The organism is Prosthecobacter debontii (genome assembly GCF_900167535.1).
GTDB classification, from domain to species: domain Bacteria; phylum Verrucomicrobiota; class Verrucomicrobiia; order Verrucomicrobiales; family Verrucomicrobiaceae; genus Prosthecobacter; species Prosthecobacter debontii.
Genome location: NZ_FUYE01000029.1, coordinates 1 through 18,303, shown reverse-complemented (window position 1 = coordinate 18,303; position 18,303 = coordinate 1). Strand labels below are relative to the sequence as shown.

At 59.3% G+C, this 18,303-nt stretch carries 20 protein-coding genes; 16 read left to right on the top strand and 4 right to left on the bottom strand.

What is annotated here, in order from left to right; translation table 11 throughout:
• Positions 1-6: 6 nt before the first annotated feature.
• The 3 genes from B5D61_RS24750 to B5D61_RS26910 all read left to right on the top strand — a co-directional run bounded on the left by B5D61_RS24750 (position 7) and on the right by B5D61_RS26910 (position 7,425).
• Positions 7-3,381 (top strand): MuF-C-terminal domain-containing protein, encoded by a 3,375-nt coding sequence (locus B5D61_RS24750; RefSeq protein ID WP_078816115.1) that lies wholly within the window; start codon positions 7-9, stop codon positions 3,379-3,381.
• Between the two features lie 148 nt (positions 3,382-3,529).
• Entirely contained in the window at positions 3,530-6,313 is a 2,784-nt protein-coding gene (locus B5D61_RS24745) for an SEL1-like repeat protein (protein WP_078816114.1), read from the top strand.
• Between the two features lie 857 nt (positions 6,314-7,170).
• Positions 7,171-7,425, top strand: a complete 255-nt coding sequence (locus B5D61_RS26910; RefSeq protein WP_139373495.1) for a hypothetical protein — start codon at positions 7,171-7,173, stop codon at positions 7,423-7,425.
• Positions 7,426-7,498: 73 nt separating this feature from the next.
• Here B5D61_RS26910 and B5D61_RS26905 read toward each other — a convergent pair whose 3' ends face one another.
• Positions 7,499-7,675, bottom strand: a complete 177-nt coding sequence (locus B5D61_RS26905; RefSeq protein WP_245846600.1) for a hypothetical protein — start codon at positions 7,673-7,675, stop codon at positions 7,499-7,501.
• A gap of 420 nt (positions 7,676-8,095) precedes the next feature.
• Here B5D61_RS26905 and B5D61_RS24735 point away from each other — a divergent pair, with 420 nt between their 5' ends.
• The 4 genes from B5D61_RS24735 to B5D61_RS24720 all read left to right on the top strand — a co-directional run bounded on the left by B5D61_RS24735 (position 8,096) and on the right by B5D61_RS24720 (position 10,914).
• Positions 8,096-8,311, top strand: a complete 216-nt coding sequence (locus B5D61_RS24735) for a hypothetical protein (protein ID WP_078816112.1) — start codon at positions 8,096-8,098, stop codon at positions 8,309-8,311.
• Between the two features lie 159 nt (positions 8,312-8,470).
• Positions 8,471-8,728, top strand: coding sequence for a hypothetical protein (locus B5D61_RS24730; RefSeq protein WP_176159658.1), 258 nt, complete (start codon positions 8,471-8,473; stop codon positions 8,726-8,728).
• Positions 8,729-8,955: 227 nt separating this feature from the next.
• Positions 8,956-9,801 carry a hypothetical protein gene (locus B5D61_RS24725; RefSeq protein WP_139373493.1) on the top strand — a complete coding sequence of 282 codons (846 nt, stop codon included), beginning with the start codon at positions 8,956-8,958 and terminating at the stop codon, positions 9,799-9,801.
• Between the two features lie 126 nt (positions 9,802-9,927).
• A complete protein-coding gene (locus B5D61_RS24720; RefSeq protein ID WP_078816109.1) occupies positions 9,928-10,914 on the top strand; it encodes a hypothetical protein in 987 nt (328 codons plus the stop codon).
• A gap of 108 nt (positions 10,915-11,022) precedes the next feature.
• Here B5D61_RS24720 and B5D61_RS24715 read toward each other — a convergent pair whose 3' ends face one another.
• The 3 genes from B5D61_RS24715 to B5D61_RS24710 all read right to left on the bottom strand — a co-directional run bounded on the left by B5D61_RS24715 (position 11,023) and on the right by B5D61_RS24710 (position 12,377).
• A complete protein-coding gene (locus tag B5D61_RS24715) occupies positions 11,023-11,274 on the bottom strand; it encodes a hypothetical protein (RefSeq protein WP_078816108.1) in 252 nt (83 codons plus the stop codon).
• 336 nt (positions 11,275-11,610) lie between these two features.
• Positions 11,611-11,745: a hypothetical protein gene (locus B5D61_RS27025; protein ID WP_281251819.1), complete on the bottom strand. Its 135-nt coding sequence runs from the start codon at positions 11,743-11,745 to the stop codon at positions 11,611-11,613.
• 194 nt (positions 11,746-11,939) lie between these two features.
• Positions 11,940-12,377 (bottom strand): hypothetical protein, encoded by a 438-nt coding sequence (locus tag B5D61_RS24710; protein WP_078816107.1) that lies wholly within the window; start codon positions 12,375-12,377, stop codon positions 11,940-11,942.
• 340 nt (positions 12,378-12,717) lie between these two features.
• Here B5D61_RS24710 and B5D61_RS24705 point away from each other — a divergent pair, with 340 nt between their 5' ends.
• Genes B5D61_RS24705 through B5D61_RS24665 form a run of 9 tightly spaced genes read left to right on the top strand, consistent with a single transcriptional unit; the run spans position 12,718 to position 18,196 of the window.
• The gene (locus tag B5D61_RS24705; protein ID WP_078816106.1) at positions 12,718-13,368 is read left to right on the top strand and encodes a hypothetical protein; all 651 of its coding nucleotides are present in this window, start codon (positions 12,718-12,720) and stop codon (positions 13,366-13,368) included.
• Positions 13,369-13,371: 3 nt separating this feature from the next.
• Positions 13,372-14,133: a hypothetical protein gene (locus B5D61_RS24700; protein ID WP_078816105.1), complete on the top strand. Its 762-nt coding sequence runs from the start codon at positions 13,372-13,374 to the stop codon at positions 14,131-14,133.
• A 5-nt stretch (positions 14,134-14,138) separates the two neighbouring features.
• Positions 14,139-14,363: a hypothetical protein gene (locus B5D61_RS24695; protein ID WP_078816104.1), complete on the top strand. Its 225-nt coding sequence runs from the start codon at positions 14,139-14,141 to the stop codon at positions 14,361-14,363.
• 1 nt (position 14,364) lies between these two features.
• On the top strand, positions 14,365-14,667 hold the full coding sequence (locus B5D61_RS24690) for a hypothetical protein (protein ID WP_078816103.1): 303 nt from the start codon (positions 14,365-14,367) through the stop codon (positions 14,665-14,667).
• Positions 14,664-16,361, top strand: coding sequence for a portal protein (locus tag B5D61_RS24685; RefSeq protein WP_078816102.1), 1,698 nt, complete (start codon positions 14,664-14,666; stop codon positions 16,359-16,361). Before B5D61_RS24690 ends, B5D61_RS24685 begins: the two co-directional genes overlap by 4 nt.
• A complete protein-coding gene (locus B5D61_RS24680) occupies positions 16,358-16,597 on the top strand; it encodes a Bbp19 family protein (RefSeq protein WP_078816101.1) in 240 nt (79 codons plus the stop codon). The genes B5D61_RS24685 and B5D61_RS24680 overlap by 4 nt, the downstream gene beginning before the upstream one ends.
• A gap of 2 nt (positions 16,598-16,599) precedes the next feature.
• Complete coding sequence (locus tag B5D61_RS24675; protein WP_078816100.1) at positions 16,600-17,058, top strand: hypothetical protein; 459 nt, start codon at positions 16,600-16,602, stop codon at positions 17,056-17,058.
• Positions 17,055-17,996: a hypothetical protein gene (locus B5D61_RS24670; protein WP_078816099.1), complete on the top strand. Its 942-nt coding sequence runs from the start codon at positions 17,055-17,057 to the stop codon at positions 17,994-17,996. Before B5D61_RS24675 ends, B5D61_RS24670 begins: the two co-directional genes overlap by 4 nt.
• The gene (locus B5D61_RS24665; RefSeq protein ID WP_078816098.1) at positions 17,993-18,196 is read left to right on the top strand and encodes a hypothetical protein; all 204 of its coding nucleotides are present in this window, start codon (positions 17,993-17,995) and stop codon (positions 18,194-18,196) included. Before B5D61_RS24670 ends, B5D61_RS24665 begins: the two co-directional genes overlap by 4 nt.
• Positions 18,197-18,303 lie beyond the last annotated feature (107 nt).

Below are 18,303 nucleotides of genomic sequence, written 5' to 3'. Positions count from 1 at the left end.
ATCCGGTTGTTTAAAGGAGCGACTCTCCATGACCTCATCGAGGAGTTTGCCGAAGTGGGCGTCAAACGCGCCACTACCCAGGAGACACGGCGGAACTTGCTGAGCTCTCTACGCGATGCCGAGGCTAAGCTCCAGGCTGCCGAGAGGGCTGCCGGAGAGACGGTCACGCCGCTGTTCCGCACGCGGAACGATGCGGAGATCGAAGACTCCGACATCATTGAGGCCTTCAGCCACGTCGCCAAAAGTTATTACAGTAACGAGGCGGAGGGCAAACACACTCGACGTTATGTCCAGGCGCTGCGCCAGGCGGTCATCGGCTCCGGAGCCTTTAAATGGATCCATGCGTTGGGGGCTAAGCTGGGCAATGTGATGAAACGTGCCGAGATGATCCGCCAGGTGCGAAAAGGCCCCGGCTTCACCCCGGAACTGGAGGCCCTTATCCGCCAGTCCGTGGGGTTGAAGGACACCGCAGTATCCCCGCCGAGCGTGACACCTAACCAAAAGCAGGTGTATGTGGAGAGCACCTCATTCAGCCTCGCACCCTCAAATCCCGAGCGGGACAGCCGACCTCTTGCTCCCCTTAAGATTAGCACATCAGCTCTGATGGGCTCTCGTGGGGAAATGCGCAAACAAGTGCGTGACTACATCGCAGCCAATCTGCAAGGCAAAGTCCTTTTCAATAAAGATACTGGCTGGGGCATCGGATTTAATTCTGAAAGCAAGGCTGAATCTGTGTCAAAAGCACGCAAAGAAAAAACGTTTCGAGCCGGGCTGCAAATCGAAGAAATCACCCAGCAGGCGGTTCTGCTCGGAGCCACGAAGGTGGAAGAAAAAAGGGCGCATGATACCTCCCGGTTCCATTATTTTGCCATGCCCGTGGAGATTGACGGGACGCTGTCTACAGCCTGGTTTAATACTCGGGAATTGCTAGAGAGCGGCAGGCACATGTTCTACGAATTTGGCCTTTTTGAAAAAAGTGAGGCCCAAGCTACTCAGGGGTTAGGACAGGGCGCACAAGGCATCCTGTCGGCGGCCCCTCAGCCTGGACCTCCCCTAACCATTGGCGATTTCATCGGAGAAATCAAGCACACACTTCCTGCCGCCATCAAGGTGGAGCAGGCTTCGTTTAGCCAGGTGGACAACACCTCATTCAGCCTGGCCTTCCATCCAAGGCCGGTGACTCAGGCGAACTACCAAAAGAAATTAGACGCCTGGCAGGCGGGAGAGAATTTGGGGCGTGTGCCAATCTCACTCGGCCTCACACCGCCTGTTTTGCGGGTGGCCGGGGCAGATGCCCGAGGGTTGTTCATGCCACCCTCCCTTTTCGATAAAGTCACCAAAGATGCCCATGCTGTGCCTGTGGAAGCATTGCGTGGTCTGCTCGATGCGCTCTATAATCCGGTAGCCGTTTTCCAATCGCGAACGAGGGCCGATAGTCTCGTCGTCCTGACTGAATATCAGGAGAAGGGAATGCCGGTAATTGCCGCCATCACTCTTGATAAGTCAGCGGGAGCAGACTGGATCATTAACGAGGTGGCGTCGATCTATGGCCGCCCAAGCCGCGACATCGCGGCAATGTTTGCAGAATCCCCCCTCTACATCAATCCACAAAAAAGCCTCGCGTGGTCGAAACAAGTTGGGCTGCAATTGCCCAAGCGTCCGACTCCCCAGCGAGGCCAAGGAAGTATCCCCGGACCCGAGGACGTTGTCAAGTGGATTGAATCCAGGACAAAGGCTTCGACCAACCCTGTGGCGCCAGGTGCAGTCAATGAAAACGGCCAGGCCAAGCCGGGTGCCAGCGACGGGAGAAGCGGCACGTCCTTCAGCCTGTCTCCCGCCCCCGCCACACTCCACTTCATTGACTCGAAAACAGAACAAGGTATAATCAAAAGTGATGAACACAGAAGCCCCGAAACCCTCTTCAAAACCCTCACCGGCCATGACCCCCGAGGAAATCGAACGGGCCCTGGAACAGATGCGAAACTGCCCTGGAAACCTGGGAGATCAATCCTCAGTCATTCCAGATTCGTGGCGTGGGCGCGTGAGAACGAAAGGGAGATTGATCCCGCCTCCTTCAAAGCCATAGATGAGGCCAATTTTGGAGGTGAGCATGCGATCTTTTTGGACACCCAAACTGGCCGCGTGGTCAAGCTGACCAAGCCAGGCCTCTTTGGTTACCATGCCGAGGATGCCGGGAGGTATCTCCAGCGCATGGCCTTGGGGAACCGGGCCTTCGGTGACGATGTCACCTTTGAAGGCGTGGTGAAGCTGCCTGGGGAGCATGATTACCGCGCCGTCATCTCCCAGCCCTTTGTGTTCGGCCGGCCTGCCACCCAGCCTGAGGTGGCGGACTTTCTCAGCACCAAAGGCTACCACCCTTATGAGGGCAACTGGGTGCACCCGATCCTGGGCATCACCGTGCGTGACACCATCACCGAAGGCAACGCCCGCATGCAGGACGACGGGACCGTCATGCCCATTGACTGGATCCTGGAGCCCACCCCGCTCGCCGACCTGCGCGCCGTGCGCGAGCTGACCGGCCAGGGCCGCGAGACCTCCTTCTCGCTGGGGCCTGCCACACCTTTGAATCCTCCACAGACACCTCTTGAACTTGAAAGCACCTATGATACCTCTCCCCATGATCCACAAAGACGGACGCCCCATGACACCGGCAGAAATGCTGGAAGCTCGCCGGGCATCATCGCGAGGGATGTCCTCGGAAGAGATCGGCGCATCGCTGGCCAGGAACCGCCAAGCGAGGCTCTCCGCGGAAACGCAGGAGACATCCAAAGGCAATATGCCACCCTCCTCGCCTGGGCAGAAGAAAAAGGATTGATCTTTGACCCTGCCCGGCTCGGCCCTGAGATGGATAGCCGGGGAGAGCACCGGGTGCATCGCCCTCTCGAAGTTCGGGATGCTGGAAGAGTTTTAAAAGTGACCTTGCCTAACGGTTCTGGCATGACTCGGCGTGCTCTTCGCCTGAGAGATGGCGGTGAAAAGCTCCTGGAAGATGATGCCCTGCCTGCGGAGTATCTCGAACGCTGGGAACTGCATAACGAATTGTTAGGTGACGATGCAAAGTTTGAAGGTATCCTCCAGACGCCTCAGGGTCCGGCCATCGTCATGTCGCAGACTTATGTCGAGGGCACCTTGCCGAGCGAAAAGGAAATTGAAACCGTCCTGGAAAAACAGGGCTGGCATCCCACAGGCGATGGCCATTGGCAACGCTGGCATGAAGGGCAGCTAATCGGCCTGGCCGATGTGAAACCTTCCAATTGGATCCGCACGGCCACTGGACAGGTCTTTGCCATTGATGTCATTCCCTTCATCCCTTCGGCAACGATCACCAAAAAGTGGCTGCCCATTCCCTCAAGCAAGTAAGGATCAAAGAGTTAGACTTCATGTCGCCTGCCGCCATCCGCTATCTTTCATGTTCACTTCTTGAGTCCTTCGAATGAGATCCAGGTATACCCTGGATCGTTACTCCTTAAATTGACCGCTGGACCGATCAGTAGATGAGGGGAGAATCATGAAGCCCGATCTGCCAACGGGGGCCAACGCCATGACCCGCCTGGGCATCCCGGTGCAGGAGGCCTTCGAAACCCAAGTGGCCGACTTCCAACGCCAAGCCAGAAAGGCAGCGCTGCGGGGGCCTGGCACGACGCTATCGCTCGGCAGGCGCTGCTGCTCGCCATTTCTGGGGGGGGGACGAGGTGCTTTTTTGCGGCGGACTTCAGGATTGGTCATGGCCTGGCATCCGCTTGCTACCATCCTCCCACTTAAAAAAGCGGTCTTTTTTCCGAGAAAAAGGCATGGCAGGAATGAGATGGATTTGTATGATTTGGGCATGATTTTGCTCACCCCTGCCCGTGTTTGGCTCCTTTGGATCTGGCTGGCGGTTCTGGGCTTGTCGGGGGTGGCTTGGGCGCAGAAGGCGGAAACGGGCACGGAAAGAAGAACGAGCGCAGCAGCGGAGAGGGTGTATCAGATCGGGCTGGCCCAAGCGATGCCCGAAGACGGGCCTCAGGATCTGAAGGCGGCGGTGGTGCCTTTCAAGCAGGCGGCGGTGTTGGGCCATGCAAAGGCGGCTTTCCTGCTGGCGCAATTTTATTTTGAGGGGGAGGTGGTGCCCAAGGATGAGGTGGAGGGCATGCGGCTGTTGCGTGCTTCAGCCGCACGGGGGCATGGGGATGCGCTGATGGATCTGGCGGAGCGTTTATACCATGCCGGCGGAAGCGGGGATGCTGAGATGCTGAGCTGTGCCACCCAGGTGGCGGAGCGCGGCCATGCGAAGGCGCAATACTTGCTAGGAACACTGCACGATGAGGGCCGTGTGGTGAAGAAGGACCCGGCGGCGGCGCTGCAATGGTTCCTGAAGGCGGCGGCGCTGGGCTTTCGGAAGGCCCAGTTCAATGCGGGGGTCCATTACGCCTTGGGGAAGGGGGCGGCGAAGGATGAGGCGGAGGCTGCTTGGTGGTACCGCCAGGCGGCGGAGCAGGGCGATGAGCTGGCTCAATACAACCTGGGCGTGTTTTTTTCCAAGGGGCGGGGCGTGGCGCAGGATGCGGCCAAAGCGGCACGCTGGTACACCCGCGCGGCTGAGCAGGGGATGCCAGAGGCAGCACGGAACTTGTCCATCCTGCATTTTACGGGCCGGGGGGTGGCGAAGGACCTGGGGAAGGCCTGCCTGTGGCTGCTCATCGCGGACCGAATGGGGAGTCCCACCGCCGCTGCGGAGGTGAAAGAGCTGGAGGCTGCCGGGCTGACCCGCAGCCAGCGGGTGGAGGCGGAGCGCCTCGCTGCTGAGTTTACCCCTGTGAAGGAGCCGGATCCTTTCAAAGCTCCGGTCCTGGAGGCAGCGCCCGCCAGCTCCGCCGCTCCCGAACCCGCCCCCGCCGACCTGGCTGAAGCCCGCCGACAGGCAACCGCCTTTGTTCCGGTGCCGGAGAAGGCCGAAGGGCCTGCCCAGGGGGGAATGACGGAGGAAGAAGTGGAGCTTGTGAGGAAGGCGGCCGAAGGCGGCCATGCCGAGGCCCAGGTGAAGATGTCCCGCCTGTATCAGAGCGGCCACCGCGTGCCCAAAGACAATGCCCAGGCGGCGAAATGGGCGCGTAAGGCGGCCGAACAGGGCCATGCCGACGGCCAGCACAATCTGGCCCTAGCCTACTTTTTTGGCTACGGCGTGCCCCAGGATGCCGCCCTGGCCGTCCAATGGGAGCAGAAAGCTGCCGTGCAGGGCCTAGTCGCGGCTCAATACAGTCTGGGGCTGCATTACCGGAACGGGCTGGGTGTGTCCAAAGATGCCGAAGCAGCCGCCCGCTGGCTGCGCAAAGCGGCGGAACAGGGCCATGTGGATGCCCAGCTCATGCTGGCCATCCACTCTACTGATGCCCTACAGCCCGCGGACCTCCTCAGCGCCTGCCGCTGGGCTCTCATCGCCCGCGCCAACGGCTCCACCCGCGCCCTCAGGCTGCTGGAGTTTCTGGAGCCCGCCCTCTCCCCCGCCCAGATGGCCGAAGCGCGAAGCCAGGCCGACGCCTTTGTGCCTGTCCCGGAGAAGGCCGATGCGCCCGCCGCCCACCCCGCCCAAAGCCCATCATCCGCCGACAGCCCGCCTCTGACGGAGCAGATCAAGTCCCTGCGGCGCGACGCCGGGCGTGGTAACGCCGAAGCCCAATGGACTCTGGCAGAGCGGTACCGGACGGGGGATGGCGTGGCAAAAGACCCCGCAGCAGCCGCCCGGTGGATGCGCAGGGCGGCGGAGCAGGGCCATGCTAGGGCGACCCCCATGCTGGGCCACCTTTACTTCACCGGCGAGGGCGTGGAGGCGGACCCGGTGGAAGCCATGAAATGGATGCTCCGTGCCGCCGAATGGGGAGATGCCAACGCCCAGTGCGTCGTCGCCCGGGCGTACGGCCGCGGGCGCGGGGTGAAGCAAGACCCCGCCGCGCAGTACCAATGGCATCTCAAAGCTGCCGCCCACGGCCATCCTGAGGCGCAGTACGGTCTGGGCGTCAGCCTGATCCTAGGAGATGGCGTGCCGAAAGACGAGGAAGCCGCCGCCGCTTGGTTTCTCAAGGCCGCCAACCAGGGCCATGCGGAGGCACAGATGAACCTCGGCAGCCTGTATGGCCACGGCCAGGGTGTGCCGCTGGACTACATGCAGGCCTACCGCTGGATGCTGATCGCCGCCGCCCAGGGCACCGAGGGCGCGGCCCCCCATGCCAAGACCATCGAGAGTGTCCTCACCCCGGCGGAAAAAGCCGAGGGCAAGCGCCTCGCGGACACCTTTGTGCCAGTGCGTGAGAAGTGATTTGGGGATCGAGGAACAGCGGGGAAATGACTGTTTTCTGATCTCCAATCCAACCACGTTGTGCTAGCATAAGCCGCTTACGCAAAGCGCCTCCCGTTCGTATTCCCACGCTCTGCGTGAGGCATTACATGGGCCCTGAATACCTCCGATATTAGATTCCTTTTTAGGCGGAAAAGCCCCCTGCGAGGAGGGCTAAAAAAAACGAGAGATTTGCGCTCGAAGGGGGGGGGCTGGATGGGAACGCAGAGCGGCGGGGCGTTTCTTAGCCCGGTCTTTCAAGGCCGGGATGGAGGCCAAAGGGCCGTGCGGAGTGTTTGAACCCAGTCGCCGAGCGACGACCGCCCCCCTCCCCCTTTCTGAAGTTTCTTTGACACACAATCGGTTCGACCGTCGCTCTGCGACTCTTTTCAGAACCACTGAACCCCGAGGTTCAATACCCGGCCTTGAAAGGCCGGGCTAGGAGACGAGCGTCGCGCTGCGACTTTGGGAGTCATGCCGAGGCAATCGGCATCAGGCTACCTGAGTCGCGAGTCGCCAAGCGGCTTCGCCGAGTGACCGCGGGAAGAGGGTGGCCAAGCGGGCATCACGTTTACCATCGAGACGGTGGGTGTCTTGTGCATGGAAGATAGGCCGGGCGGAAATGAAGCAGATATCATAACTCGTTTTTTGTTAGGCTCATTGAAGTTGACAGCAGTCGCGGAGCCTCGACCTCCGTCATTTGACACATGATCCCGCGACGGATACCCTTCTCAATGAGCGTACAGGGAAACCCCTTACTCAAGGAGATCTCGAATCTCTCGTGGACCGATTTGACTCCCGAAACAGTGGAGTCGGTCAGACAACACTTCTTAGAAGCCTTGTCACCGGAACAGCAAGCCGAAGATCCCAGTCCGATTCAGGCCTTCACCCTGTATTTCAAGACCCCCAACCCTCTTCTACCGAGCTTGATGACGGGTCGTCTGATCACGATCTGGTGTCTGTGGCACGGAGTCTTTACTATAGCCGAGCACCGGAAGGCGCTGGAGACCTACCGCCAAGGCGAGTGGGTGACGCCCTATCCGGATCGGCCGAGCGGCTCGCCACCGCCCTTACAGAGACGACCCGACACCTGAACGAAAAGCAGCCCGGCCTGCTGAATGAGCGCACGCATCTCTTCACCACCGCCGAGGCCCTGCTGGACTCAGACTACGCCTGCAGCATCCCTTCACCCCGGAGGAGATCGCCGGCATTCGCCGGGCCGAGGGCTTTTATGATCGTGAGACGGGGCACAGCTTTGTCATCGCCGAAAACACCGCCCTGCGCCCCGGAGAGACCGTGGTGCAGGCCCTCAGCCGCGTGCTGCTGCATGAGCGGATGGGCCATGATGGTTTACATCTCTTGTTAGGCCTAAAAGACAGACGGAAGACCTAACGCTGGGCCGTGCTCGCCCATGATGGAAGAGCGAGAAAAGAGCCTCTGCACGGCTGACGACCGTTCTCCTGGAGAGCTCCACTGGATCATGAGCCTGCGCCACGGGTCGCAGGTCTCCAGCTTGAGAAGCCTTGAGCCTCAAGATTCAGCACGCAGCTACACAAGCAGGGCTGAGCTCAATCTTCCACTAGGCTTGCGGTGATCCGGTCAATCAAGCCTAACAATAAGTGCGATTTCTAAATACCACTTCATTCAAAAAAATATTCGAACCAGACTCCGCCGTGACCCAGGCACCCCTGCATTTAAGGAATGAGGTGCAGGTCGTAACCTGCCAGATCCAAAACAATCCATCATTTCGTTTGTCATTGCATTATGAAAAGTAACAAAAAAAAGCCAACTCAAAGTACCTCTTATCAAGAGCTTGTCATCACCATCAGCGGCAGAAAGGCGGGCCTGTTGATTCACGTGCTGGTCTTCACCAGCGTCGGCTTGTCCCTGTTCCCCCATGTGCCGGGGATGCCGCAGCCCAGCGCGGGGGCCTTGCCTCCGGCTCAGTCTCACATCGTCAGCAGCCTGGGTGCAAAATAATCAAAAAATTTGCAACGACTCCCCCCGGCTTCGCTCGGTGCTGATGCATTCCCTTTTTAAAGGCCTGTTATTCACAACGGGTAACAGGCCTTTGAATAAACCATGAACACCCCAGTCGTCCCCCTTGTTAACACCAGCGCTATGAACTCGACATCCTCCATGACAAACGATCTTTCAGCGTCCGCTCGCCGCATCGGTCTGGTGCCGCCGATGAAGTTCCAAAGGTCGAAGCTGTTTCATGCATTCAGAGCCTTGACTTGCAGCGTCCTGCTCCTCTCCACAGTGACGAGCCCCGCCGCTGTGAATGAGATCAATGCCTGCGTGCCTCATCCAGACCTCATTGAGGTCCTGAACGGAAAAACATGGAAGGCCACGGCGGCCATGTTCGCACCGGTCAATGAGATCAATAACCCTTGAGCCAGGAAGCTCTTTCTTCACCTCCCAGGCCGACTCGGAGATGATCGAAGAGCTTTTCATCAACACCGATGCGGTGTGGGTGCCTCCCCCCCTTCGGTCAGATCCCTCGGTCGAACGCTCTCCCGATGACTCGGCCTGAATGATAAGTCTGAGGTCCTCCCGTCCTACGGATCTCAGACTCTGATAACCCTCCCCCCCACCCCACCACCACAAGTATGCAAAACAGCATGAGAACCGCCGTCAAACGCCGTGAAACAGCACCCGTCGGCGCCAAGTCGAAAGCCGGGCAACGTGCCAAAAGCGCCGATATCCGCCAAGAACGTCAGCCCCGCCGGACGGAACCGATTCTATATCTTACCGATCCAATCCGCTTCCTGACCAGCGGCTCAGAAGCCTGCACTCCCCGCACGAGCCGGGCCAAGGGTGCTTTGATCGAGACCCCGGTCTTCAATGCCAGCAGCATTACGATTGTGGCCCCCTTCAGTGGCACCTCTCCCGAGTCCTATGCGGTGGCACAATCGCTCGCATCGATCCTGTCAGAGGTCGAGCTGCATCCAGAAACACGTGCTGCGCACATCCGCCGTGCCGCAGGTTTATTCGGTCATTACAAACGCCTCGCGGTGAATGATCCCTTCCGCTGTCACAACACCGCTTCGGCCTATTACTCCATCATCAAGGCCGATCACAAAGCGGCCTTTCATCATGGATTTGCCGCCTTGGAAGCCAGCAGTAGCCGCCCGGTGTCTGAACGCGCTCAAGCGCAGCGCATGGCCTGGAATGCCCTCTCTTCAGCAGCCCTCCGCTGTGGCCAATTCCGAATCGCACGCGATTACGCTGGCAAGGCTTTTGACTTGAGCCCGACGCTGCGCGCTCTCGCCAGCCTCGTGGAGTGTGACCTGGCGCTAGGGGTGAGCTCATCCGCGCAAAGAGAGTGGATTGCGATCCTGCTGCAAAGGGAGCCGCAACTGATGGCTCGTCTGCGCGCCACTCCGAACAGTCCCCTCGCTCACGCGAATCCAGGTCTCTTCTGTAGCTCAGGAGTCCGCAGCAGAGTCCGCTCGAGGAGCGATTAGCCCCCACCACCCCTCGGGCCTCACGCGCAAGCGACCTTTTTTACTCAGGGCTCAGGTGCCTCACCTCAGTCAGTGGATTTTCCATGTCAAAAACTGCCAGTTAACACCCATTTCCCCCGCTTAGTCATGATGAGTTCCGCCATCTTCAGTGCCGTGGCTGCTGCAGGCATCGCCAACCATACCGGACTTCTTCGCAACATGTTCTTTCAGAACAACATCTTGGATGCCAAAGACCGAGCAAGTTGTTTTCATGTTTACGAAGAAGGTGTCCGTTCCGTCGTCGAAGATTCATTTTATCAAGAACTTCCCCCAGATCGTCTCCAGCGGATCCAGACCCAGATCGAGAGATTGGGATTTCTCAAGTGGTCTCCTGAAGATCAACAAAAGACTCTTCGGCTGCCGCCGGAGCAACAGCCTGCCGCGCTACGCGCTCTCAGTCAGCTCCTGGAGCCTAACAAACTTAGCAAAGTGTTCCGCTCATGCGCGAAAAAATGGGGGTATCGAAGGTGGAACCGACCCACCCAAACTGAAATTCAGACCCAGACCCTCTTCAGCAATGACGAGAGTGAAGTGACCCTGCAGAACATCCCGGCCCCCACGCGGCTGACCCGCCAAGGCTGCGAGTGGCACCTTCAGGAACTGACCCGCCTCTTTGAGACTTCTGTCTCCACGACCTATGATCGCCTCAGCTGGGCCCAACAAAGACGCTCTCGTTGTGAACGGCTGTTGAAGTCGAATCAAATGACGCTGTCGGAGAAGCGTGTGCTACGAGCTCATCTCAAGCCGCTCACGGAGGTCATCCAAAAACTCAAGGTCACTAAGCGTGCCTGGGATAGTCTGGTGATCATCATCACGAAGCTCGTCCATGACGGCGACATTCACCTCCAGCAGCTCTCCTCATGGGGGCTGGATGAACTCATCCCCTGGGTCGAACAAAAGCTGCAAAGCTCACCGTGGAAGACCCTGTCTCATGACAGCGCCTCCCCCGAGGCTGAACGGCAGCGCCAAAAGCAGCTTCGCGACAATCAGCTAGAGCAATACAAAAATGGCCAAAAGGTCATTCACGGCTGGCTGGAGCGCCTCCCGCCGGAGCTGCGCCGCTTGGATTTTTAGTCCCCTTGGGTTAGGCCGGGGTTGGGGTCCGATCTGCCCACGATCAGGCCTATCGTTAAGCCCACACCTTGCCTCAGCGCACCCCGAGCAAGCGCGACCCCTCCGCCCTCACCCATGGACGGCTCCGCTCCATCCTTCCTTGAACGCCGCGCGTGGAGGCGTGAAGAGCCGTCCACCGATCAAGGTGCATTCGTGCGCACGATGCGAGTCCGGAATTGAGGCTGGTTCGAGAAGGAGCTCGAACTGACCGTCGGCAGCCTCGGGGATCATCACGGAGGCTGCGGGAATGGCGGCGGTCAACTCAGGAGCCCGGGTGACCTCCCTCGTCACCAAGGCCGCAGCCGTGGAGCCTTGACGCAAAGAGAGATCGGCAGGGCCAGGGAGGATCAGGCCTCTTCACAACTCGCTGGATAAGAGAGGCTACTGGAGATACTGAGTGCCGCCAGAGGAAGCCGTTTGGGGCAGGTCTTTGGAAGCGACTGGAGCAGTGCTGTTTGTGTCCCTGCCCGTTCCGGTGGCCTGGCTCGTCCTGCTTGAGCCCTGAGACGACGTTGCTTTAACGGCCTTTCTTTCCCCTGCGAAATACTCATGCGCAAAAGAGGTGGTCCAGAAACCCCATGAATCCGAGGTCATCCGAATGCCTGACACACGGTGTTGCGAGTCGGTGATGATGCGGGCGGAACACCCCAGAGTGACTTAAGTGGGGGCCGTGTAGGTGGTGGTGGCATAGATGGTGCCGCCCCCGAAGCTGTTGGGCACGTAATTGGCCCGGGTGTTGGCATACCCCGGGAGCGTGAAATCTGACTCAGGAGAGTTCCAATCGTAAATCATGCCGCCACCACCTAACCGAAAGCTCGACCGAGGCGGTCCGTGGTTAAGCCAAAAGCGGTCAGGGCTCTTGCCTTGATACTAGGTGTTGAGGGCCTGCTCAGCCTCTTTGTAAGAGGCACACGAGCATAACGCGAAAGCCAGGATCGGGAGAATCCATTTCATGGGCGTTGGATCGCAGATGGGTTGAGATGTCGTTAAGGGAGGGCGATGAGCTCTTTGATGATGCGCAGGCCATCCGCAGAATTCTTTGCCATGGAATCGTCTCGAACCTTTGCACCCGTAGGAGACAGCAGGAAGAAACGAGGGCGCTCCATATTGGTCCCCCCTGAAATTTCAGCCAAGTCTTTGTTCCCTACAGGAACGACTACCACGATGAAGTTTTCTTTGATGAGCTTCTTCGTTTCATCCAGATCGGTGAAGTATTTGATCTGCAAACCTTGGTTGTTGTAGTCGCCGCGCGGGTCGTGTGCGACGAGGAAAATACGTTTACCTTCTGCCTGTGCTTTCTTCTTTGCGGCATCCAATGAGCGACCTGGCGCAAAACCAAAGGCGGCACGAGCATCAAAATCAGCAGCTGGGCTGTAGATGGAAATCGTCAGAAGAAGAGCAATAAACGCAAAGATGTTTTTCATAGGGGCTTCACGCTAGCACGGGTGTCAATATTACCTCTCATTAAAGAGCAATCATCCGCTGGAGTTCCACACGCTGTGCGAGTCTAATGGATTCAGCCGGTTTCAAAAGAGTCTCCCTCACGTGCTTTGTCCCTTGGCTTAGCCCTAGCGTGTTAGCAGCGGAGTTCCAGAAGCAGCGGAGGCCGAGGCCATCCGGACTCCCCCTCTCGGTTGGACCAGTCGTCATGCAGCGGTGCATCCAGGTGGATTTCGGCAGTGACGACTCGCTTCCTGACTCATGTGCAGGCAGCGGCCATGAATCACCTTGACATCGGCTTCACCGATCCCCCGCGTGTGCGGCATGACTCCGGTGGAACGCGCGGCTCTGCTCTACGAGGACATCGCTGATTTTCGGCGGGATCTGGAGGCCCATCTCCTGCAGGGGTATGTGCACTCCACACCTGAGGCTTTCGTGATGGCGCGGCCTGTCTGCGCGACGGCGCCTGAGGTGGAGATCGTGAATCCCTGGCATGCCTTTCCGCGTGAGCGGTGGGATGCGTGGTGGATCTGGCTGGCGGCGGGTGACTTAGCCTCCCTGATGCCTCTGTTCCCCTATGAGCTGCCGTGCATCGGCTGGCAGCGCTGCTGGAAGGGGAGGCCTAACATGAAGTTTTACTCCATGAAGGCGATCAAAAAGCGCTTGATCTTTGAAAAGCTAATCAACAGGGAGGTGAATATGGATATCGGGCCTAACTTTTTATCAGTTCAAACAGCCACCGATGGCTCACAGTGGAAAGCTTTCCCGGCCTACCCCTGCGGGAGTCTCTCCCTCCTGAATAACTCGGGTGAAGACATTCACCTGAAGCGGGCCGGGGAAAGCGATGCCAGTCGCATCCTGCTCCTCAAGGCTGGCCAGGCATGGCTGTGTCGAGTCACCAATGCTCAGGAGATCCAAGTCCGCCGTGCGGACGCCTCCAGCACGCAAGTCACCCTTCACGCGGAGGCCGAGTAACCCATGCTGCCACCGAAATTTGCATCCATGAGCGGAGGTAGCCAAGGGGCTGAAGGGAGTGCTGTGTCCATGCCGGGGGTTTTCTTTGTGGCGACTCATGGCAATGACAGCACGGGCGAGGTGGGGAATCCGGCGAAGCCGTGGCAAACCGCGACTGCGGCCCACGCGGCGGGAAATGCGACGGGGTCCAAGTTTGTGATGTGGCTGGGTTTAGGGACATACTTCCTCGACTTAGACCCAGGCGAAAACATTTCTGAACATCTCACCGCCGTCCATGGCCTGGGGTGCGGTCGGAATTTCGACTTAGCGGGAACCGTTCTTGTCTTGCGTCCGACTTGGGCGGCGACTCCGACCGTCACGAATGAAAATGGAGCCTCGGGGATCAGCGTCACAAATCTGGTCTGTTACGATCTGTTTCTGGATGCCCGCCTGAATGGCCAGGAATCGAATACCACGGATGACGGCAGTTACTCCAATGGCAATGCCGGACTGATTTACGCGTCCTTGTATGGTTGTGGACTGAAGATCCAGTCTCTCCCAGGCGGAGGTGGCAGCGCACCGGGATATGGGGGGGTGATCGATATCCGAGGCTCGGGCTGGTATCTCCAAGAAATCCAGTCTGTGGACTCCGTGATCCTGGATGGCGGCGACTGTTACGGCGGCGAAATCACGGGCAGTCCGACGATCACACTCGCCCGCTGTTCCTACTCATCCTTTGCCAGCTGGTCGATCTCCAACAACCTGGGAGGCAATGCGGCCTACTAAATTTTATGTTCATCGTCACTCCACGCGTTTTCTTCGCACGCCTGACCGAGCCGGAAAAGGTGGCTCTATTCACGGCCTGCCTCTCCGATGCGACGATCCTCCGGTGGGTCGTTGAGTTCGCTATGTCCGAACGCATTCGCTCCGACAATGCCGATCTCGTAACCGGACTCCAAGCCCTGGTGACCGCAGGTCTCCTGACGGCTGAACGTCAAACCGAATTACTCGCCTAATATGGGAAGTGCGCCCAAGCCGGAGGGGCCATCCCCCACCCAAATCAAGCTGGAAAAAGCCCAGCTCAATCTCGTGAATCAGCAGCTGGCTGACATGGAGCGTGCGCGCCTACTGCCGACGCCTGAAGCGCCTAAAGCTCTCCCAGGGTTAAACCCTGGCGTCACGCAATCCTCCCAGGATCAGGAGCAAGCGGCGATGCAGGCCCGACGCCAGTCTCTACGCCGCACGGCACCGGCTCGCTCGACGATCTTCGCGGGGGAAACCAGCCCTAAAATCGGAGGCAACAAAACACTTCTCGGATGAACCTTTCCCCCCCTGAACTGAGCCGCAAGCTGCTGGAACGCTATGAGGCGCTCAAGGCCTTACGCGCCCCCTGGGAGACGCTGTGGGATGAGATCTCCAGATACGTCATCCCCCGCCGCACGCCGGGACTGATGACTACCGCTACGCCGGGCACAGACAGCCAGGATCGTTTGTTCGATACCACGGCCATTCAGGCCTGCATGACGCTGGCCAATGGACAACTCGCCTGGATGTCTCCCATGGAGACGCCGTGGTTCAGCTTTGAGCCTGCGCACGGTCTTGAGGATGATGAGGCGAAGCGCTGGCTCTCCAAGTGCACCACCGTTGCGCGTGAGGAGTTGGCCACGTCCAACTTTTACACGGCTGTCCACGAGTTCTATCTGGACCGGGGCGCGTTCGGGACCGCCTGCCTGTATCTGGAGCCAGGGAAAAAGAAGAGGCTGAATGCCCAGGTCTGGCCCGTGGGGTCCTTCGTCCTCGATGAAGATGACGAAGGCAACGTGGACACCGTGATGCGCTGTTTCAAGCTGACCGCTCGACAGGCGATCCAGAAGTTTGGCCAAGAGAAGGTCTCCAAAAAGATTCAAGAGCTTGTCGAGAAAGGCGGTGCGAAAGCTCATGAGCGACTGGAGTTCATCCACGCCATCTATCCGCGTGACGATGCGGAACGGGATAAGTCAAAGATGGATGGGCCGAACATGCCGATTGCCTCGGTCTATTTCGAGAAGGACGGCGGCCATATCTGCTCGAATTCAGGCTATGAGGAAATGCCTGTCTTTGTCTCCCGTTACCTGGAGTGGGGCAGTGCGACAGGCTGGCTCTACGGCTGGTCTCCCAGCTACTCGGCGCTGCCTGAGGCACGCCAAGTGAACTTCCTTCAGATGATGATGGATGCGCTGGCGGAGAAGATGGCCTTTCCTCCCGTGTTGGCTCCTGAGGAGCTGGAAGGTGAGATCGATCCCAATGCCATGGGGGTGACTTACTTCTCCAAGGACATGCAGCAGGGAAACATGCCCAAGGAGTGGATGACTCAGGGCCGCTATGACATCGGTCTGCAGCGGATCCAAGAGCGGCAGAGAGCCATCAAAGAGGCCTTTCATGTGGATCTCTTCCAGATGTTTGCCCAGCTGACGAAGCAGATGACGGCGCGGGAGGTGGCGGAGCGGTCCCAGGAGAAGCTGATCCAGTTCAGCCCGACCTTTGCACGCCTAACCACCGAGCTGTTCAATCCGCTGCTCGAGCGAAGTTTCGGGGTGTTGCTTCGGTCGGGCGCCGTGGGGCAGGTCCCACCCTCCATGGTGACCCCTGTGAGCCCGACCCAGGGCTTCGTGGCTCCGCCCAAGGTCCGCTACAGCTCACGCATCGCGCTCTCTCTCGCATCGTTACCCTCCATCGGGTGGATGCGGACGGCTGACCGGTTAACCCAGGTTGCCAGGATTGCACCAGGGGTATTGGACAACTTCGACTTCGATAAGCTGGAGCGGGCCGCAGCGCTGGCGGATGGCCTCGATGCGGATGGCCTCGTGCCCATCGCTGACCGCGATAAGATCAGGCAGGCACGGGCCGAACAGCAAGCCCAACAGCAGCAGATGGAGCAGGCGGCAGCAGCGGCGGATGCAGCCGCCAAGGTCGGGAAGATCCCCACCGATTCGCCCATCGGCAAACAACTGGAGGGCGCCATGAACCCGCCATGAAAGAGGCCCAACTGAAAGACGATCTCGGCAAATGCTATGCCCGCGTCTTCCTCGGCAGCGAGGATGGCAAGCGCGTGCTGGCGGACTTGCTGGCGAAGTTTCCACCCAATGCCGTGCGCTTTGATCTCTCGAATCCCGAGCCGCTGAAGGCTGCTCTCAAAGACGGGCAATGCTCCGTCATCAACGAAATCGAACAAGCCGTAAAACACGGCGCAACTCTCGCAGGACTGCCATAGCCATGAACGACGACCACCCCACCATCAAAATTGAGGAGCCTGCACCGGGTTACCTCATCATCACCGGACACTCCCCACGCGCCCTCTTTGTGGAGGGTAAGGGCCACATCATCCCGCCTGATGCCTGCATCATCCCCGCTGAAATCCCCACCGCTCTGCTGCGTGCCATCGCGGATGCGCGAGAAGGCAAGAAGCCTGCCGCTGATCCAGTGACTACCCAGACGGATAGCAGCGGCACGAAGGAAGGTGACAGCCAAGGCGGGGGCGATGACAACACCCCCGCCTTGCTGGAGCGCATCCTGAAGGTCTTGTCCGAAGGTAACATCCAGTTAGGCAAGCTCGCTGAGCGCCTCGGCGTCACCGCCGAAGAGATCAAGGCCCTGGATGGCACAGGCCAAGAATTCCACATTGCCCACGCGGGTTGGGTGAAACTCGGCAAGAAGGAGGGTGAAGCAGCATGAAACGGCGATTCGCATTCCTCTTTTCCCCTGAAGGTGAAAGCGCTGGCGGTGGGGGCGACGGCGCAGCGGCCTCAACACTTCTCAGTAGCGAGAGTCAGCCTCAGCAGCCCTCCCCAGGCGCAGGCGGCGGTGCAGATGCGGCGTGGTCATGGGCCTCCGAAGACGGCACCCTCAGCCCAGGCTGGCAGGACAAGCTGGGCGACGAGCTGAAGGGGAATAGCAGCCTCGCCACCATCCAGAGCCTCCCCGACCTCGCGAAGGCCTATGTGGCCACCAAGGGCCTCGTCGGTAAAAAGCTCGAGATGCCCAGCGCAGGGGCCAGGCCTGAAGACATCGCCAACTGGCGGAAGATCACGGGCGCCCCTGAGACATCCGAAGGGTATCGAGGCGATGCCAAGCATCTGCGACCTGAAGGCCTGCCGGAGGAGCTGTGGAATGCCGACGCTGAGAAGAAGTTCTTGGACATCGCTCACAAGCATCACCTGCCCCCAGCCGCAGTGAAGGAGATCCTGGGCTTCTACGGTTCAAGCCTTCTCGACACGATGCAGGCCAGCAAGGTAGATGAAGCCGAGATGCTGAAAGCCGAAGGCCTGAAGCTGCAACAGACCTGGGGTAAGGATTACCAAGCCAACATCACGGTGGCGGCCCAAATGGCGAAGATGGTCGGCCTGGACCCGATGACGGACCCCATCTTTACCAATGCCCGCGCGGTCGAGGCCTTCGCCAAGATGGCTAAGCTGGTCAGTGAAGACAAGCTGGTGACGGGTGAGCCCCCTTCCCTTTCCACCTCGGCCCGTGCCCGGGCCCATGACATTGTGGACCCGAAATCCACCTCCGTGATCTCTCGCGAGTATCGCGGTGAATTCGGGCCGGAGCGCCAATCCGCCGCACAGCAGCAGTATCACCACCTTCTCAAATCCCTCGAAGCCACACCATGACCCTTGAACAAGCCTTGACAGCCGCAGTCGTCGCCCTCGCAGGATGTGTGGGCGGACTCTTCACCTGGTTCGAAGGCCAATTCGCCCACGTGGCGGAAAAGCTGGAGGAATGCGAGCGCGATCGAGAAGCGCTCTGGGCCCGCGTGGCCAGCCTCGCCGCCGCCAGCGGCCTGGATGGCACGGACCTCCCCGCCGACTGACCGGGCATGACCAGGGGTCAAGGGGTCAAGGGGTCAAGGGGTCAAGGGGTCAAGGGGTCAAGGGGTCAAGGGGTCAAGGGGTCAAGGGGTCAAGGGGTCAAGGGGTC

Excerpts from the sequence above, each read along its gene's own strand:
- B5D61_RS27025 (WP_281251819.1), bottom strand. The coding sequence starts at position 11,745 with ATGATTTACGATTGGAACTCTCCTGAGTCAGATTTCACGCTCCCGGGG.
- B5D61_RS24695 (WP_078816104.1), top strand. The coding sequence starts at position 14,139 with ATGTTCATCGTCACTCCACGCGTTTTCTTCGCACGCCTGACCGAGCCG.
- B5D61_RS24720 (WP_078816109.1), top strand. The coding sequence starts at position 9,928 with ATGATGAGTTCCGCCATCTTCAGTGCCGTGGCTGCTGCAGGCATCGCC.
- B5D61_RS26905 (WP_245846600.1), bottom strand. The coding sequence starts at position 7,675 with ATGGCCCATCCGCTCATGCAGCAGCACGCGGCTGAGGGCCTGCACCAC.
- B5D61_RS24745 (WP_078816114.1), top strand. The coding sequence starts at position 3,530 with ATGAAGCCCGATCTGCCAACGGGGGCCAACGCCATGACCCGCCTGGGC.
- B5D61_RS24665 (WP_078816098.1), top strand. The coding sequence starts at position 17,993 with ATGACCCTTGAACAAGCCTTGACAGCCGCAGTCGTCGCCCTCGCAGGA.
- B5D61_RS24710 (WP_078816107.1), bottom strand. The coding sequence starts at position 12,377 with ATGAAAAACATCTTTGCGTTTATTGCTCTTCTTCTGACGATTTCCATC.
- B5D61_RS24725 (WP_139373493.1), top strand. The coding sequence starts at position 8,956 with ATGAGAACCGCCGTCAAACGCCGTGAAACAGCACCCGTCGGCGCCAAG.
- B5D61_RS24685 (WP_078816102.1), top strand. The coding sequence starts at position 14,664 with ATGAACCTTTCCCCCCCTGAACTGAGCCGCAAGCTGCTGGAACGCTAT.
- B5D61_RS24690 (WP_078816103.1), top strand. The coding sequence starts at position 14,365 with ATGGGAAGTGCGCCCAAGCCGGAGGGGCCATCCCCCACCCAAATCAAG.
- B5D61_RS24705 (WP_078816106.1), top strand. The coding sequence starts at position 12,718 with ATGACTCCGGTGGAACGCGCGGCTCTGCTCTACGAGGACATCGCTGAT.
- B5D61_RS24730 (WP_176159658.1), top strand. The coding sequence starts at position 8,471 with ATGACAAACGATCTTTCAGCGTCCGCTCGCCGCATCGGTCTGGTGCCG.
- B5D61_RS24735 (WP_078816112.1), top strand. The coding sequence starts at position 8,096 with ATGAAAAGTAACAAAAAAAAGCCAACTCAAAGTACCTCTTATCAAGAG.
- B5D61_RS24670 (WP_078816099.1), top strand. The coding sequence starts at position 17,055 with ATGAAACGGCGATTCGCATTCCTCTTTTCCCCTGAAGGTGAAAGCGCT.
- B5D61_RS24680 (WP_078816101.1), top strand. The coding sequence starts at position 16,358 with ATGAAAGAGGCCCAACTGAAAGACGATCTCGGCAAATGCTATGCCCGC.
- B5D61_RS24700 (WP_078816105.1), top strand. The coding sequence starts at position 13,372 with ATGCTGCCACCGAAATTTGCATCCATGAGCGGAGGTAGCCAAGGGGCT.
- B5D61_RS24675 (WP_078816100.1), top strand. The coding sequence starts at position 16,600 with ATGAACGACGACCACCCCACCATCAAAATTGAGGAGCCTGCACCGGGT.